Annotated in this window: 12 protein-coding genes; 3 read left to right on the top strand and 9 right to left on the bottom strand. The window is 67.4% G+C overall.

Annotated features, from left to right (window positions below):
• Positions 1-32 precede the first annotated feature (32 nt).
• From AC1DTF_RS30145 to AC1DTF_RS30130, 4 genes are read right to left on the bottom strand one after another with little or no spacing between them, the layout of a single operon-like run.
• The gene (locus AC1DTF_RS30145) at positions 33-1,784 is read right to left on the bottom strand and encodes an ABC transporter substrate-binding protein/permease (protein WP_057169200.1); all 1,752 of its coding nucleotides are present in this window, start codon (positions 1,782-1,784) and stop codon (positions 33-35) included.
• 40 nt (positions 1,785-1,824) lie between these two features.
• Entirely contained in the window at positions 1,825-2,499 is a 675-nt protein-coding gene (locus AC1DTF_RS30140; RefSeq protein WP_477476703.1) for a GntR family transcriptional regulator, read from the bottom strand.
• 49 nt (positions 2,500-2,548) lie between these two features.
• Positions 2,549-3,343 (bottom strand): LLM class F420-dependent oxidoreductase, encoded by a 795-nt coding sequence (locus AC1DTF_RS30135; RefSeq protein ID WP_477476702.1) that lies wholly within the window; start codon positions 3,341-3,343, stop codon positions 2,549-2,551.
• Between the two features lie 17 nt (positions 3,344-3,360).
• Positions 3,361-5,430 (bottom strand): PhoX family protein, encoded by a 2,070-nt coding sequence (locus tag AC1DTF_RS30130; RefSeq protein ID WP_477476701.1) that lies wholly within the window; start codon positions 5,428-5,430, stop codon positions 3,361-3,363.
• 221 nt (positions 5,431-5,651) lie between these two features.
• Here AC1DTF_RS30130 and AC1DTF_RS30125 point away from each other — a divergent pair, with 221 nt between their 5' ends.
• Positions 5,652-7,316, top strand: coding sequence for an Ig-like domain-containing protein (locus AC1DTF_RS30125; RefSeq protein WP_477476700.1), 1,665 nt, complete (start codon positions 5,652-5,654; stop codon positions 7,314-7,316).
• Here the strand turns inward: AC1DTF_RS30125 and AC1DTF_RS30120 are convergent.
• The 5 genes from AC1DTF_RS30120 to AC1DTF_RS30100 all read right to left on the bottom strand — a co-directional run bounded on the left by AC1DTF_RS30120 (position 7,306) and on the right by AC1DTF_RS30100 (position 11,991).
• Positions 7,306-8,232, bottom strand: a complete 927-nt coding sequence (locus AC1DTF_RS30120) for an alpha/beta fold hydrolase (protein WP_477476699.1) — start codon at positions 8,230-8,232, stop codon at positions 7,306-7,308. The two genes, AC1DTF_RS30125 and AC1DTF_RS30120, sit on opposite strands and share 11 nt — an antisense overlap.
• 93 nt (positions 8,233-8,325) lie before the next feature.
• On the bottom strand, positions 8,326-9,420 hold the full coding sequence (locus AC1DTF_RS30115) for an inositol-3-phosphate synthase (RefSeq protein ID WP_057169382.1): 1,095 nt from the start codon (positions 9,418-9,420) through the stop codon (positions 8,326-8,328).
• A 36-nt stretch (positions 9,421-9,456) separates the two neighbouring features.
• The gene (locus AC1DTF_RS30110) at positions 9,457-10,005 is read right to left on the bottom strand and encodes a PadR family transcriptional regulator (RefSeq protein ID WP_057169205.1); all 549 of its coding nucleotides are present in this window, start codon (positions 10,003-10,005) and stop codon (positions 9,457-9,459) included.
• A gap of 198 nt (positions 10,006-10,203) precedes the next feature.
• Complete coding sequence (locus AC1DTF_RS30105) at positions 10,204-11,073, bottom strand: DUF1707 SHOCT-like domain-containing protein (protein ID WP_477476698.1); 870 nt, start codon at positions 11,071-11,073, stop codon at positions 10,204-10,206.
• 39 nt (positions 11,074-11,112) lie between these two features.
• Complete coding sequence (locus AC1DTF_RS30100; protein ID WP_057169207.1) at positions 11,113-11,991, bottom strand: DUF1707 SHOCT-like domain-containing protein; 879 nt, start codon at positions 11,989-11,991, stop codon at positions 11,113-11,115.
• Positions 11,992-12,072: 81 nt separating this feature from the next.
• Here AC1DTF_RS30100 and AC1DTF_RS30095 point away from each other — a divergent pair, with 81 nt between their 5' ends.
• Both AC1DTF_RS30095 and AC1DTF_RS30090 read left to right on the top strand, forming a co-directional pair.
• Positions 12,073-12,504 (top strand): DUF5318 family protein, encoded by a 432-nt coding sequence (locus tag AC1DTF_RS30095; RefSeq protein ID WP_057169383.1) that lies wholly within the window; start codon positions 12,073-12,075, stop codon positions 12,502-12,504.
• Positions 12,497-14,930: transglycosylase domain-containing protein (locus AC1DTF_RS30090; protein ID WP_477476697.1), on the top strand; the 2,434-nt coding region annotated here is incomplete at its 3' end. The genes AC1DTF_RS30095 and AC1DTF_RS30090, both read left to right, overlap by 8 nt.

Raw genomic sequence — 14,930 nt, 5'->3', positions numbered from 1 at the left:
ATCCTTGGCGGCCAAGGAGACCGGCTCGGCCATCAGATCATCTCCTCTTGGATGGGGGCGGGCTGTTTCCCGGTGCGCAACCGCGCGTCGATCACATTGACCAGGTGGGTCAGCGGGATGGTCAGGATCAGGTAGAACAGGCCCGCGGCCACCAGCGGGGACAGGTTGCCGGTCTGCGCGTTCAGGTCGCGTCCTACCTGGAAGAGCTCGCGCTGGTTGGCGATCAGTCCCAGGAAGTACACCAGTGAGGACGCCTTGAGCAGCGAGATGAACTGATTGACCAGCGCGGGCAGCACCCGCCGGATGCCCTGCGGGATGATCACCAGCTTCATCGACGACGAGTAGCTGAATCCCAGCGCGCGGGAGGCCTCCATCTGCCCGGTCTCCACGCTCTGGATGCCGGACCGGAAGATCTCGCCGACATAGGCCGCCGACATCAGGCCCAGCGCGGCGATCCCGAGCGGATACGGGTTGTTGCCGGTCAGTCCGCCGACGATCGGCCCGATGCCCAGACCGATGACCAGGATGATCACCACCTCGGGCAGGCCGCGGAAGATGTCGGTGTAGATGCGGGCCGGCCAGCGCAGCAGCCGGGACCGGGAGATGCCGGCGACGGCCAGCAGCAGACCGAGCACCACGCCGATCACGGCGGCTCCGGCGGTGAGGATGAGTGTGTTCGGCAGCCCGGTCTTGAACAGGTCGGGGATGGCCTGGCGGTACAGATCCCAGTTCAGGAACGAGTCGGAGAGCTGGCCCAGGACCGATCGGGGAGCCGGTGGCGCACCCTGGTCGGTGGCCACGGGGCGCTCGGCGGCGATCGTCGCGAAGTCCGGAAGCTGGGGTGCCGGTGCCGCTTTGGATCCCGGTTTCCAGCCGGGTGGCAGTGCCCGGGGTACCCAGTCGGTGTAGAGCTTCGACCAGGTGCCGTCGGCGATCACCGCGTCCAGCCCGGCGTTGAGTGCATCGATCAGCGGCTGGTTCTCCTTGGCGACGGCATACGCCACGAAATTGTCCAAGCTGAAGGTGTTTTCGATGATCTCGGCCTGGTCCCCGGGCTGCACGGTGCCGACGGCCTGCTGGGAGGGTGCCACCCAGGCGTCGATCTGGCGGGTCTTGAGGCTGCCGTAGACGGTGTTGTAGTCGGGGAACTTCACCGGATCGAGGCCCAGGGTGTCGACGACGTAGGCCTCCTGCACGGTGCCCTGCACGACGCCGATGCGCTGCCCGGCGGCCAGCTGCGAGAAGCTGGTGATCGACGAGCCCGACGGCACCACCAACGAGAAGTAGCCGAAGTCATAGCCATTGGTGAAACCGACGGTCTGGCGGCGGGCGTCGGTGGTGGTGATCGACGACGAGCCGACGTCGAAACGCCCGGAGGCGACCTGGGCCAGCAGCCCGGAGAAGTCGGTGCCGACGAAGTTGACCCGCAGGCCCAGCTTGTCGGCGACGGCGCGCAGCACCTCGTTGTCGAAACCGGTGAACTGGCTTGCCGAGTTGATGCAGATGCTGGGCGGCGCGTCGGACAGCGTGCCGACGGTCAGCACCCCGGGGGTGCCCAGGCCCAGCGCGGCGGTGTCGATGCCGTCCAACGGTTCGACGCCGGGGGTGGTGTATTTGTCGGCGCCCGGACCCTGGGCGGCGGCCGCCAGATTGGTCGGCAGCGCACTGGCGCTGTCGATACCGGGTGGGGCGCACTGATCGGCGGCGGCCGGCGCGGCCAGCCCGATAGCGCAGGCCAGCAGGGCGATCAGCACCGCCAGCACCGGGCGAAGCAACTTGGTCATTCCTGAAAAGCTAGTCGCTGGGCTCCGCCCCCCGAGGGATTCAACTCATTTCGAATGCAACCGGTCCGTCCAGAACTCCGCGTCGCACCAGCTCGGTCAGCATGATCTGTGCCATCAGTTCCGCCGCCGCCGTGCACGCCGCGCGCGCCGCTGCCGGATCCCGGTCGGTGATGGCGAGGGTCTCGGCTTCGTAGTGGCCGAGCAGTTCGGCGGGTGCGTCGAGATAGGCCGACCAGTAGGCCCGCGGCATGAAGGTCTGCGCCGCCCGGATCGCGGCTTGCAGCCGCGGGCCGGTGTGGGCATCGGCCACCGCCTGCCGGTACTGCCAGGCCGTCTCGTGGAAGCTGCGGGAGTCGCGGCTGTTGCGCAGCCCGGCGGTCAGTGCCCGCAGCGTGGTGTGCAATTCGAGGTCGGCCTCGGTGGCGGCCCGGGCCGAGGCGATGCCGTTGAGCACGCCGTAGAGCTCATAATGTTCGCGCAGCACGGCATCGTCGAAGCGGTGGATGAAGGCACCGCGGTGGTACTGCGTCGACACGATCCCGTCGTGCTCGAGCTGCACGACCGCTTCCTGGATGGGCACCCGGCTGATGCCGAGGTCCTCGGCGATCTCGTTGCGGTCCAGCCGATCCCCCGACCGGAGCTTCCCGGTGAGGATCAGGTTCACCACGTAGGTGACTACCAGGTCTTTCTCTTTGACCCCGTACTTCTTGGGCATAGCGGGTGAAGTCTCTCACGCAGACTCCCTCCGCGGGCCGCTCTCTTTTTCAGCCGGCGGCCCGTTCGTCACGCCACTTGACCAGCGCCTCGGCGATGGTGAGGTCGTAGTCGGGACCGTTCACGCCGATGGTCAGCAGGGTCACCCCGAGTCCGACGAGGGATTCGGCGCCGGCGATCGCGGCCTCCACGCTCTTCTCCGGCACCCCCGAGGACCGCTCGATGGCGGCGGGGTCGCGACCGACATCGGCGCAGTGCCCGTCGAGCACCTCGGCCAGACCGGGGTAGGTGCCCGCGTCGGTGAAACCGTGCCAGATGTGGGCGTGCTCGGCGACCAGGCGCAGCGTCTTGCGCTTGCCCTGTCCGCCGATCAGGACCGGAATCTCGCGCAGCGGAGCAGGACTCAGCTTCGACAGCCGGGACTCGATGCGCGGCAGGGCCGCCGCGAGGTCATCAAGACGACCACCCGCGGTACCGAACTCGTAGCCGTACTCGTCGTAGTCCTTCTCCTTCCAGCCCGATCCGATACCCAGGATCAGCCGGCCGCCGGAGATGTTGTCGACGGTGCGGGCCATGTCGGCGAGCAACTCCGGGTTGCGGTAGGAGTTGCAGGTGACCAGCGCGCCGATCTCGATGCGCGAGGTCTGCTCGGCCCACGCCGCGAGCATGGTCCAGCACTCGTAGTGCGGGCCGTCGGGATCGCCGTACAGCGGGAAGAAGTGGTCCCAGTTGAAGGCGATGTCGACGCCGATGTCCTCGCAGCGGCGCACCGCGTCGCGCACCTGACCGTATTCGGTCATGTGCTGGGGCTGGAGCTGGACACCGATGCGGATGGGAAGGCTCATGTCGTCCACGTTATGCCTCAGACCCCGATATTGCCGCCGTCGCGCCACACCGCCACCACCGAGGGCCGGGCCGGGGCGTCACCGCCGTCGGGCCAGTGCGACAGCGGTTTGTCCAGGGTGTAGTCATCACCCTCACCGGGGTGCTGGACGCTGACGGTGATCAGATCGTCGGTGACGACCGGACCGCAGGTCTCGGCGCCGACGGGGACGGTGAGGAACTGCTTGGTCTCACCGCGGCTGGGTCCGTGCAGCGCAACGGCGAACAGCCCGTCGTTACCCTCCAGTGCATTGCCGTCGGTCGAGATCCACAGGTTGCCGTGGCTGTCGAACGCCAGGTTGTCCGGGCAGCTGATCGGGCTGACCTTGGTCTTGTCGAAACCGCCGTAGTAGGTGTCGGCGGCGGCCGGGTCACCGCACACCAGCAGCAGACCCCAGGTGAAGTCGGTGCCCGCGTGATTGTCGGTGAGCTCCAGCACCTGACCGTTCTTGTTCTCGTTGCGCGGGTTGGCCGCGTCCACCGGTGCCGTGCCGTCGGTGCCCCGCTTGTCGTTGTTGGTCAGCGCGACATACACCTTGCCCGTCTTCGGGTTGACGTCGAAGTCCTCGGGCCGGTCCATCTTGGTGGCGCCGGCCTTGTCGGCGGCCAGCCGGGTGAACACCGCGATCTCCTGCGGCGTGAAACCGTCGACCAGTGCTTCGGCCTTTCCGGCGGGGCCGGAGTGCAGCAGCGGAATCCAGGTGCCGGTGCCGGTGAACGACCCCGCCGACGGAAGCTTGCCGGAACCGTCGATCTCGCCGGCCGGGATCTCGCTGGACAACTTCGCGACGTACAGCGTGCCCTCGGACAGCAGCGTCATATTGTGTGCGACGGCGGCGGCGTCTGTTCCGGGCTGGATCTTCTTGTCCGACACGAACTTGTACATGTAGTCGAAGCGCTCGTCGTCGCCGGTGTAGACCACGACGGCACCATCGTCGGTGACGTGCACGTTTGCGCCCTCGTGCTTGAGCCGGCCCAGTGCGGAATGCTTGACCGGTACCGAGGCCGGGTCCCACGGGTTGAGCTCGATGACGTAACCGAACCGGTTGACCTCGTTGGGTGCGGCCGCAAGGTCGAATCGGGGGTCGAACTTCTCCCAGCCGAGTTCGGACGGTTCGGCGGCCACCCCGTAGCGGTCGGCCTGATCGGCGTTCGGCAGCGGTGCGCCTTCGACCGCGCCGAAGTAGGAGTTGAAATTCTCCTCACCGGAAAGGATGGTGCCCCAGGGGGTTACGCCGCCGGCGCAGTTCGCGAAGGTGCCGAGGACGGACCTGCCGGTGGGATCGGCGGCGGTCTTGACGGTGTCCGAGCCCGCGGCGGGACCGGTCAGGGTGAACGGGGTGTCGGCGGTGATGCGGCGGTTGTAGCGGCCGAGTACCGGGCGGAGTCCACCCTGGGGGCTGCGTTCCACCTCGACGACCGAGAGTCCGACGGCCGCGATCTCGACATCGAACTGCTCCCGGGTCGGTGCCTCGGCGTCGTAGCCGGGAAACATGAACTGGGGGCTGTTGTACTCGTGGTTGACCACCAGGAGCGAACGCCCGCTCTGACCGGGGATCGGCAGCAGTGCGGCGAAATCGTTGTTGAAGCCGAACTGCTGGCGCTGGGAGGCGCCGGTCTGCTTGGCGATGTCGAACACCGGGGCACCGGGCAGGACCGGGTCACCCCAGCCGATCACCACACGCTGCTGGTAACCCTCGGGCACCACCACAGCATCCTCGGTGTTGACCGCCACGCTATCGAAGCGCATACCCGAGGGCGTCTCGGGGACCTCCGCGGGAGCGGCGGAAGTTGCGGTGGCAGAGGGCTTTTCGCTGGTGCTGCAGGCGGCCAGCGCCGATCCGGCACCGACGGCCAACACGGCCACCCCGCCGACGCGGAGCACGTTGCGCCGCGACATCGCCTGCACGATATCGCCGAAGTACTCGTTGTCGCTGGTGTTGGGGACAGGCTTGGAACAGGCGTCACCACACCGGTTGCGGCAGGTGACATGCTGGCGCGACGACCGACCTTGATGCGCGACAAAGAGATTCAACGGAATAAGCGCCATGGCTGCGGGGATCCTTCCACCTCGAACACCGGCGTGGGCTGGACGTCGGTTCGGGGGAAAGTTACGGGAGCCGGACTAGCAGACGGCAACCAGAAGGTGAACGGCGGTTGACGGACCGGACTGTCCACCAGGCGCAATGTTTGACACGTCACAGAATTTGCTGCCGTGGGCGCCGGGTCGGGCGTACAGTCCCGGTAAATCTATTGACGAGAGGGTCAAATATGTCGGTCCGCCGTGCTGAAGGATTCGCCGTCCGCCGTTGGCTGCAGCTGGGTGCGGCCTCCGCCGGGATGGGCGCCGCGCTGTGGGGGATGTCGATAGCGGGTCCCCAGGCCGGTGTCGCCGCGGCGGACACCGGCGGCAAGTCCTCGGCATCCTCGAGTGCGTCGGGATCCGACGGCAACCGCTCGGTGCGCTCGGTGCGGACGGTCCGGTCCGCGGACGACCCGCGGCGCGCGCAACGCTCCACCGACACGGACGACGATGACGCGAAGGACGCCGATCTCGACGACGACGTGGATCTCCAAACCGAACAAGCCGAACAAGCCGACCGCGACGTCACCGAGACCCCGGCGGCTACCGTCGCCGCCACGGTGAACACCCCAGCGGCACAGCCTATCTCGACCCCCGATCCGGCGCCGTCGGCAACCCGGTCATGGCAGAGCCCGTATCAGCGCTGGGTGGCCCGTTCGCTGGATGCCTGGACCGACGACAGCCTGGGCTGGATCGAATCGTTGAATACGTCGGATCGCACCAAGGCTCAGCTGGAGGCGTCGTTCTTCACGATCCGGCGCACGTTCTTCAACCAGGCGCCCACCATCGACCCGGTCCAGATCAGCGGAGTGCTCAACGGCCCCGTCACCGGCACCCTCGGTGCACACGACCCGGACGGCGACCGGCTGATCTACGTCCTGACCCGCGGACCCAAATCGGGGACCGTGCACATCACCGGGGACGGCACCTTCACCTACACCCCCGGCGCCGACTTCGACGGCGTGGACGCCTTCCGGGTCACCGCCATCGACGTCGGCTTCCACACCAATCTGCTGGAACCGCTGCGGCCGGTGGGTAGCAACCCGTTGCGGTCGTTGATCAACCAGGGTGCGGTCACGTTCGCCTTCAACTACACCGACGGTGCCGAGCACTGGACCGCCGAACGTCGGGCGGAACTGCAGCGTTCGGCCGATGCGTTGATCCTCTACTTCCGGGTCCTCAATCCGGTCGTGCTGACCTATTCGGTCACGGGCGAGAACAATCCGGGCTCACGCACGCTGGCCGCGGCGGGCAGCGGTCTTCTCAGCGAGCAGCCCGGCTACTGGAATACCGTGGCGCAGCACAAGTTGCTCACCGGTAAGGATGCCAACGGCGCCGCGGTCGATGGTGAGATCGATTGGAACTTCGGCGCTGCGTGGGGGCTCGGGGAAACCGTGGGCGCCGGTGAGTACGACTTCCAGTCCACGGCCATGCACGAGCTGCTGCATTCGTTCGGATTCATGTCGATGATCGGGGCGCCCGGCGACAACGACAACCGATACTGGCTGACCACGGACCGATTCCTGATGAACGCCAACGGAAGGACTCTGATCGGTCGGGACTACCGATGGGACGACGACAACAACGGGTACCTCGTCGGGCAGGAGGGCGGTCTGTACTTCGGCGGGAAGAACGCCGTCGCGGCCTACGGCGGTTTGGTGCCGTTGTTCACCCCGAATCCCTGGTCGGACGGCAGCTCCGGAAGCCATACCGACGACGTGACCTTCGCCGGGGAGAATCAGCTGCTGATGAACGCCAGGACGGACAGCGGCATCGGCATACGGGTGCTCAGCCCACTGGAGATCGGGGTGCTGCGCGACCTCGGCTACACGGTGGTGCCGGTCAGCCGGTGATGCCCCGCAGGATCTCGATCAGCTTCAGCGGCTGATCACCCTGCACCGAATGACCCGCGCCCTCGACGACGTGGGTCTGCCGGAAGCCCGGGGCGCCGTCGGCGAATGCGGCCGCGTCCTCGTCGTTGACGAAGTAGGAGTCGGCGCCGCGCACCAGGGTGGTCGGCATGGTGATGGATCCGACGTCGTCCCACAAGCCCAGGAAGGAGTCCGGCATGCCGTCGCTCTTGTCGGTGACGCCCTTGCGGAACGAGTCGTAGCGCCAGGTCCAGGTGCCGTCGTCGAGGCGTTTGGCATTGTGGAACACGCCGCGCCGCAACGAGTTCCGATCGCGGTGCGGTGCCGCGGCGACGGTCACGTCGAGCATCGCCTGGAAGGACGGGAAGGTCCGCTCGCCCTGCACCAGGGCCACCGCGCCGAGCTGGGCCTTGGACATCTGCTCGTGCCGTTCGGGTGCCGACGGGGTGACGTCGACGAGCACCAGTTCGGGTACCAGCGCCGGCTCGGTGGCCGCCACGCGCAGCGCGGTCAGCCCGCCCAGCGACATGCCGACCACGAGGCGAGCCTCGGGAGCGTGGTCCCGCAGCACCGGTTTGACGGTCTCGGCGTTGAGTTTGGGCCCGTAGTCCCCGTCCTCGCGCCAGGCCGAGCGTCCGTGCCCGGGCAGGTCGATCGCCAGCGCGGGCAGCCCCAGTCCGAGGATGACGGTGTCCCAGGTGTGCGCGTTCTGGCCGCCACCGTGCAGAAACACCACCGCCGGCGACTCCGAACCCCATTTCACGGCGCTGATCTCGCCGAGATCCAGTCGTTGGGCCGGGGGAATCTCGCTCACCCCGGCCTGCTCGGCGTTCTCGTGCAGTAGCGCGAACTCGTCGAGGCCCAGCAGTTCGTCGTCGGAGATTTCGGGGAAACTCACGAACTCTTTATACGTCCCCCGAAACGACKAAAGTGCGGTGAGATCGCGAATCCGGGTGGAAACGCGATCTCACCGCACTCTCGGCGGAAAGAATCAGCCTTCGATGAAAGCTTCCAGCTGGGTGCGGGCGACGTCGTCGGCCAGCTGCTCCGGCGGGCTCTTCATCAGGTAGGCCGAGGCCGGCAGGATCGGGCCGCCCAGGCCGCGGTCCAGGGCGATCTTCGCGGCGCGCACAGCGTCGATGATGATGCCTGCCGAGTTCGGCGAGTCCCAGACCTCGAGCTTGTATTCCAGGTTCAGCGGCACGTCACCGAAGGCGCGGCCCTCCAGGCGGACGTAGGCCCACTTGCGGTCATCGAGCCAGGCGACGTAGTCCGACGGGCCGATGTGCACGTTCTTGTCGTACACCTTGTCGGCGAGCGAGCCGGTCAGGTTGCTGGTCACGGCCTGGGTCTTGGAGACCTTCTTGGACTCCAGGCGCTCACGCTCGAGCATGTTCTTGAAGTCCATGTTGCCGCCGACGTTGAGCTGGTAGGTGCGGTCCAGGGTGACGCCGCGATCCTCGAACAGCTTGGCCATCACGCGGTGGGTGATGGTGGCGCCGACCTGGCTCTTGATGTCGTCGCCGACGATCGGCACACCGGCGTCGCTGAACTTCTTGGCCCACACCGGGTCCGAGGCGATGAACACCGGCAGGGCGTTGACGAACGCGACCTTGGCGTCGATGGCGCACTGGGCGTAGAACTTGTCGGCCTCTTCGGAACCGACGGGCAGGTAGGACACCAGCACGTCGACCTTGGCATCCTTGAGCACCTTGACGACGTCGACCGGGTCGGCGTCGGAGACCTCGATGGTCTCGGAGTAGTACTTGCCGATGCCGTCGAGCGTCGGGCCGCGCTGCACGATGATGTCGGTGGGCGGTACGTCGGCGATCTTGATGGTGTTGTTCTCCGAAGCGCCGATGGCCTCGGACAGGTCGAAGCCGACCTTCTTGGCGTCCACGTCGAACGCGGCGACGAACTTCACGTCGCGGACGTGGTACGGCCCGAACTTCACGTGCATCAGGCCGGGGACGCTGACGTTCTCGTCGGCGTCGCGGTAGTACTGCACACCCTGGACCAAGGAGGATGCGCAGTTGCCGACTCCGACAATCGCGACCCTGACTTCGGTGGACTCAGGCTTCGACATGGTCATTCTCCTTTGGATCTCGATGCTCGGTGATGCTCACGGCTGTGTTTCCGGGTTGCCCTGTGCGACGCGTTCGGCCGCGATCAGTTCGTTGAGCCATTTGACTTCGCGCTCACTGGACTCCAGGCCCAGCTGGTGCAACTGGCGGGTGTAGCGGTCGAGCGACGTGCTCGCCCGCGCGATCGCTTCCCGCAGACCTTCGCGGCGTTCCTCCACCTGGCGACGACGGCCTTCCAGGATGCGCATCCTGGCCTCGGCGGGCGTGCGGTTGAAGAACGCCAGGTGCACGCCGAAACCGTCGTCGGTGTAGTTCTGCGGTCCGGTGTCGGCCACCAGCTCGGCGAAGCGTGCCTTGCCGGTATCGCTGAGCTGGTAGACGCGCCGGGCGCGGCGCATCTTGGGGGTTCCGTCCGGGGCGGCGTCCTCGACGATGAGGCCGTCGGCCTGCATGCGCCGCAGCGCCGGGTACAGCGAGCCGTAGGAAAACGCGCGGAACGCGCCCAACAACCCGGTCAGGCGCTTACGAAGCTCGTAGCCGTGCATCGGCGACTCCAGCAGGAGTCCCAGAATGGCCAGCTCCAGCATCGAATCACCTCCCCCTGTGCGGCTCGGCGCCGCATCCCATCGCCATCGTGTGGTCGGTCGCTACGACGGACCAACACCTCGGCAAAGTGTATCGCGCCGATATATACGGCGCTACATGAGGATGACATTTCGGCGATCACCCCGGTGATTTGTGGAGTTCTCGTCGGACTCATTCCGACAAGAACTCCGCAAATCGCATCAGGGGCTGGGGTAGTTGATCCGCTTCACCGAGGCATCGCCGTTGAACTCGATGTATCCGCTGTTCCCGAACTGCGGCGAGACGTAGACGCTGATCTCGATGCCCTCCGGCGGCGCGGTGATATCGGAGTTGGGGCCGACACTGATGTGGATCTGCTTGACCTCGGCCGGGTCGATGCCGAGGGTCTCCGGGGCGCCGCGGATCAGGCCGACGAACGTGGGCACATCGAAGGCAGCCAGATCCACGAGGCGGGCGTCGCTGCTGACACTGGTCTCCGACGGGTCATCCCAGCCGCCGCGGTAGCTGTAGCGCAGTACCCGGCGGGGCTCGTTCGGGTCAGGACGTTCCAGCGACGCGTAGTCATCGAAGATCGTCAGGTCGAAACCCTTGGTGTCACCGAATTTCGTCTTCATCTGCTGGAACAACCCGTTGAGTCCGCCCAGTGACTGCAGTTGCCGCGGGGCGGTCAGCACGGTCGCAGGAATGCCGTCGTCCTTGGCGCCGGGATCGGTCTCGAAGCTCAGCGGTGAGGACGTGTTGCCGTACAGCCCCCAGCCGATGGCGATCCCGAGGATGACCAGGACCACGGCCGTCGCGATGCGGATACCCCAGCCGGCCCCGGCGCCGATGGCGACCGCGGAGCGCTCGGGCTTGAGGTCGGGCAGCTTGATCGGTGAACTCGTGGTCTGCAGATCGGCGACCAGTGACTGTAGGTCGCCGAGCGTCGCCGCGGTGGTCGCCGAGGCCACCCGCTGCCGGTGCTCCTCCATGGACAGCTGACCTTCGCTCAGCGCGCTGTCCAGAACCTTGCACGTGTCGTCGCGGTCGGAGTCTTTCGCCCGGGTGCCCGCCGTCTGCCGTGTCGCCACGCCGATGATCGTAGGGCGCAGGGGCCCGCCGCGGCGCGCTCAGCTCGGGTTTTCGACCCTTTTGATCGCGCCGGCCGGGTCCAGATAGATGAAACCGTTCATCCCCGACTTCGTGGTGACCCGGATCAGCGTCTCCAGTGCACCCGGCCCGCCGGGCTCGGCGATGTGGTCGACATCCAGATAGGAGTCCTGCACATCGTCGGGCGCGATCTGCAGCGTGGCGGGTGCCGACTGCCAGGCGGCGACCGTGGCGCCGATGTCGAACAGGCTGAGGTCCACCAGGATGTCCGAGTCGGATCGCGCGGAGCCGGCGGGACTTCCCCAACCGCCGCGATAGGTGTAGATCACCTTGCGCTCATCGTTGGCGGGATCGGGCAGCGACAGAAATGCCTGGTCTGGCCGGAAGGCCAGCTCGTAGCCCATGGTGCTGCCGAAGCGCTTGCGGATCTCGTCGAGGACGCCGGTCATGCCCTCGACGGTGTCCATGTACCGAGGCAGGTTCAGCACCACCGGCGGCACGTCGTCGACCGGGGGCGGCGGGGCCGGGGTGACGGCCGGCGGTGGCGCCGGGGTTTCCGGAACGGCGGCGTCCGGCGGGTCGACGGGCGCATCGGGCTGCGACGCGACACCCCAGCCGACGGCCACGATCAGCGCGACCAGGCCTCCGGCCACCGCGAGACCGATGTCGCGGCGACGCTGTTTCGTCGGTCGGGGCTGTGGCAGCGGATCGTCGAGCTGCAGATCGTCGAGCAGTTCGTGCAGCTCGGCCAGGGTGGCCGCCTTGATGGCGGCATCGATGCGACGCCGATGTTCGTCCATCGCGAGCTGGCCTTCGCTGAACGCGTTGTCCAAGGCCTTGCACGCGGCATCGCGGTCGGTGTCGCGTGCCCGTGTTCGTGCTGTCTGCCGTCCCGCCACGACGATTGATGCTAGAAGTTCTGCGGCCATCCCGCTGCCGTCGCGCCTCGGTAGCTGGGGCACCGACGTACTCTGGTGGTCGTGCGATTGCAGCGACAGGTGGTGGATTACGCCCTGCGGCGTCGGTCCCTGCTGGCCGAGGTGTATTCCGGGCGGACCGGTGTCACCGAAGTCTGCGATGCGAACCCCTACCTGCTGCGCGCCGCCAAGTACCACGGGAAGACCAGTTCGGTGATGTGCCCGATCTGCCGGAAGGAACAGCTGACCCTGGTGTCCTGGGTGTTCGGCGAGCACCTCGGCGCGGTGTCGGGTTCGGCGCGCACCGCTGAGGAGCTGGTGCTGCTCGCGACCCGTTTCGACGAATTCGCCGTCCATGTGGTGGAGGTATGCCGCACTTGCAGTTGGAATCATCTGGTCAAGTCGTATGTGCTCGGCACGCCGCGCCCGAAGAACGGGACACGCGGCAAGAGCACTCGAACGGCGCGTTCCGACGCGCGTACGGCCAGTGAATAGCGAAGGGCGCCAGAGCAGGTCAGCGGATGATGCCGGAAACGAGCGGTCCGCTGGCGCGAGCCCTGCCCGCCCGAACCCGCCCGCGCACCGCGCTCCGCCCGCAGGCGGGGTTCCCGATGACCGCAGGACCGCACTGATCCCTCCGGTCCGCCACGACGTGGCACCGCACCTGCGCGACCCGATCGATGTCGTCAAGGCCGCTCTCGACGGCGGGCCCCCGCGTCGGCCACCGCCACCTCCGCCGCCGGGCGGTCCAGGCGGCCCCGGCGGGCCGCCCCCGGGCGCTCCCGGGTCGAAGGCCGGACGCCGCTTCCAGTGGAAGTGGGTGCGCCGCTCGCTATATGCCGCGCTGGTGCTGTTCGTGGCGCTACCGATGATCACGTTCGGCATGGCGTACCTGATCGTCGACGTCCCCAAACCCGGCGACATCCGCACCGCGCAGGTGTCCACCATCCTGGCCAGCGACGGCAGCGAACTCGCGAAAATCATTCCGCCCGAGGGCAACCGGGTCGATGTGAAGATCGACCAGATTCCGGTGCACGTCCGGAACTCGGTGATGGCCGCCGAGGACCGGGACTTCTACTCCAACCCGGGATTCTCGTTCACCGGCTTCGCCCGCGCCTTCCTGAACAACCTGTTCGGCGGCGGCAACGGACTGCAGGGCGGATCGACCATCACCCAGCAGTACGTGAAGAACGCCCTCGTCGGCGACGAACGCTCCGGCGTCGGCGGGCTGGTACGAAAAGCCAAGGAACTCGTCATCTCCACCAAGATGTCGGGGGAGTGGTCCAAGGACCAGGTGCTGGAGTCCTACCTCAACATCATCTACTTCGGCCGCGGCTCGTACGGCATCTCCGCGGCGGCCCAGGCGTACTTCGGTAAACCGGTCGAACAGCTGAACGTGGCCGAGGGCGCGCTGCTGGCGGCGCTCATCCAGCGGCCCTCCACACTCGACCCGGCGGTGGACCCCGAGGGTGCGGCCGACCGCTGGAACTGGGTGCTCGACGGCATGGTCGAGATCGGTGCGCTCTCCCCGGCCGACCGCGCCGCCCAGGTGTTCCCGCCGACGGTGGCACCCGATTTCGCGAGCACGGCCAACCAGACCACCGGCCCCAACGGGCTCATCGAACGTCAGGTCACCAAGGAGCTCCTCGAGCTCTTCGACATCACCGAGCAGACACTGAACACCGAGGGTCTGAAGATCACCACCACGATCGACCCGACGGCGCAGCGCTCCGCCGAGGAGGCCGTCGCCGAGACCCTGGAGGACCAGGACCCCGACATGCGATCGGCGGTGGTGTCCATCGATCCGCGCACCGGTGGGGTGAAGGCCTACTACGGCGGATCGGATGCCAACGGCTTCGACTTCGCGCAGGCCGGTCTGCCGACGGGGTCCTCGTTCAAGGTGTTCGCCTTGGTGGCGGCGCTGCAGCAGGGCATCGGGCTGGGCTACAACATCGACAGCTCGCCGTTGGAACTCAACGGCATCAAGATCTCCAACGTCGAGGGTGGCGGCTGCGGCACCTGCAATATCGCCGAGGCGCTCAAGCGGTCGCTCAACACCAGCTACTACCGGTTGATGCTCAAGTTGCAGAACGGTCCGCAGGATGTGGCCGACGYCGCGCACAAGGCCGGTATCGCCGAGAGCTTCCCCGGCGTGGAACACACCCTGAGCGAGGACGGGCAGGGCGGACCGCCCAACAACGGCATCGTGCTCGGCCAGTACCAGAGCCGGGTCATCGACATGGCCTCCGCCTACGCCACGCTGGCCAACTCCGGCGTGTGGCACCGCCCGCATTTCGTGCAGAAGGTGGAGGACTCGCAGGGCAACGTGCTGTTCGACTCCTCCGGGGCCGACGAGGGCGAGCAGCGCATCGACTCCGCCGTCGCCGACAACGTGACGGCCGCGATGCAGCCGATCGCCGGTTACTCCAACGGGCACAACCTGGCCGGCGGGCGTCCGTCGGCGGCCAAGACCGGCACCAACCAGCTCGGTGACACCGGGGCCAACCGGGACGCGTGGATGGTCGGTTTCACGCCGTCGCTGTCCACCGCCGTCTGGGTGGGCACCACCGGGGGGGACAAGCCGCTGGTCAACCAGTGGGGCGGCCCGGTCTACGGCTCGGGGCTGCCGTCGGACATCTGGAAAGCCACCATGGACGGCGCCCTCGACGGCACCGACAACGAGACATTCCCGAAGCCGCCCGAGATCGGTGGGTACGCCGGTCCGCCGGCCGCACCGCCGCCGCCACCGTCGTCTGATCCGGCCATCCCGCCGCCGCCGTCGGAGACGGTGATCCAGCCGACGCTGGAGATCGCGCCGGGCATCACCATCCCGTGGGGTCCGCCGACGACGGTGCCGGTCGGTCCGCCGGTGCCGCCGGTACCCGGTGATCCCAACGTGCCGCCGCCCCCGCCGGGTGCAC

This window comes from Mycobacterium sp. P4_H6 (assembly GCF_056400845.1).
The sequence above is the reverse complement of the archived record's forward strand: the minus strand, read 5'-3'. Positions and strand labels throughout refer to the sequence as shown.

Excerpts from the sequence above, each read along its gene's own strand:
- AC1DTF_RS30130 (WP_477476701.1), bottom strand. The coding sequence starts at position 5,430 with ATGGCGCTTATTCCGTTGAATCTCTTTGTCGCGCATCAAGGTCGGTCG.
- AC1DTF_RS30145 (WP_057169200.1), bottom strand. The coding sequence starts at position 1,784 with ATGACCAAGTTGCTTCGCCCGGTGCTGGCGGTGCTGATCGCCCTGCTG.
- AC1DTF_RS30115 (WP_057169382.1), bottom strand. The coding sequence starts at position 9,420 with ATGTCGAAGCCTGAGTCCACCGAAGTCAGGGTCGCGATTGTCGGAGTC.
- AC1DTF_RS30135 (WP_477476702.1), bottom strand. The coding sequence starts at position 3,343 with ATGAGCCTTCCCATCCGCATCGGTGTCCAGCTCCAGCCCCAGCACATG.
- AC1DTF_RS30140 (WP_477476703.1), bottom strand. The coding sequence starts at position 2,499 with ATGCCCAAGAAGTACGGGGTCAAAGAGAAAGACCTGGTAGTCACCTAC.
- AC1DTF_RS30125 (WP_477476700.1), top strand. The coding sequence starts at position 5,652 with ATGTCGGTCCGCCGTGCTGAAGGATTCGCCGTCCGCCGTTGGCTGCAG.
- AC1DTF_RS30110 (WP_057169205.1), bottom strand. The coding sequence starts at position 10,005 with ATGCTGGAGCTGGCCATTCTGGGACTCCTGCTGGAGTCGCCGATGCAC.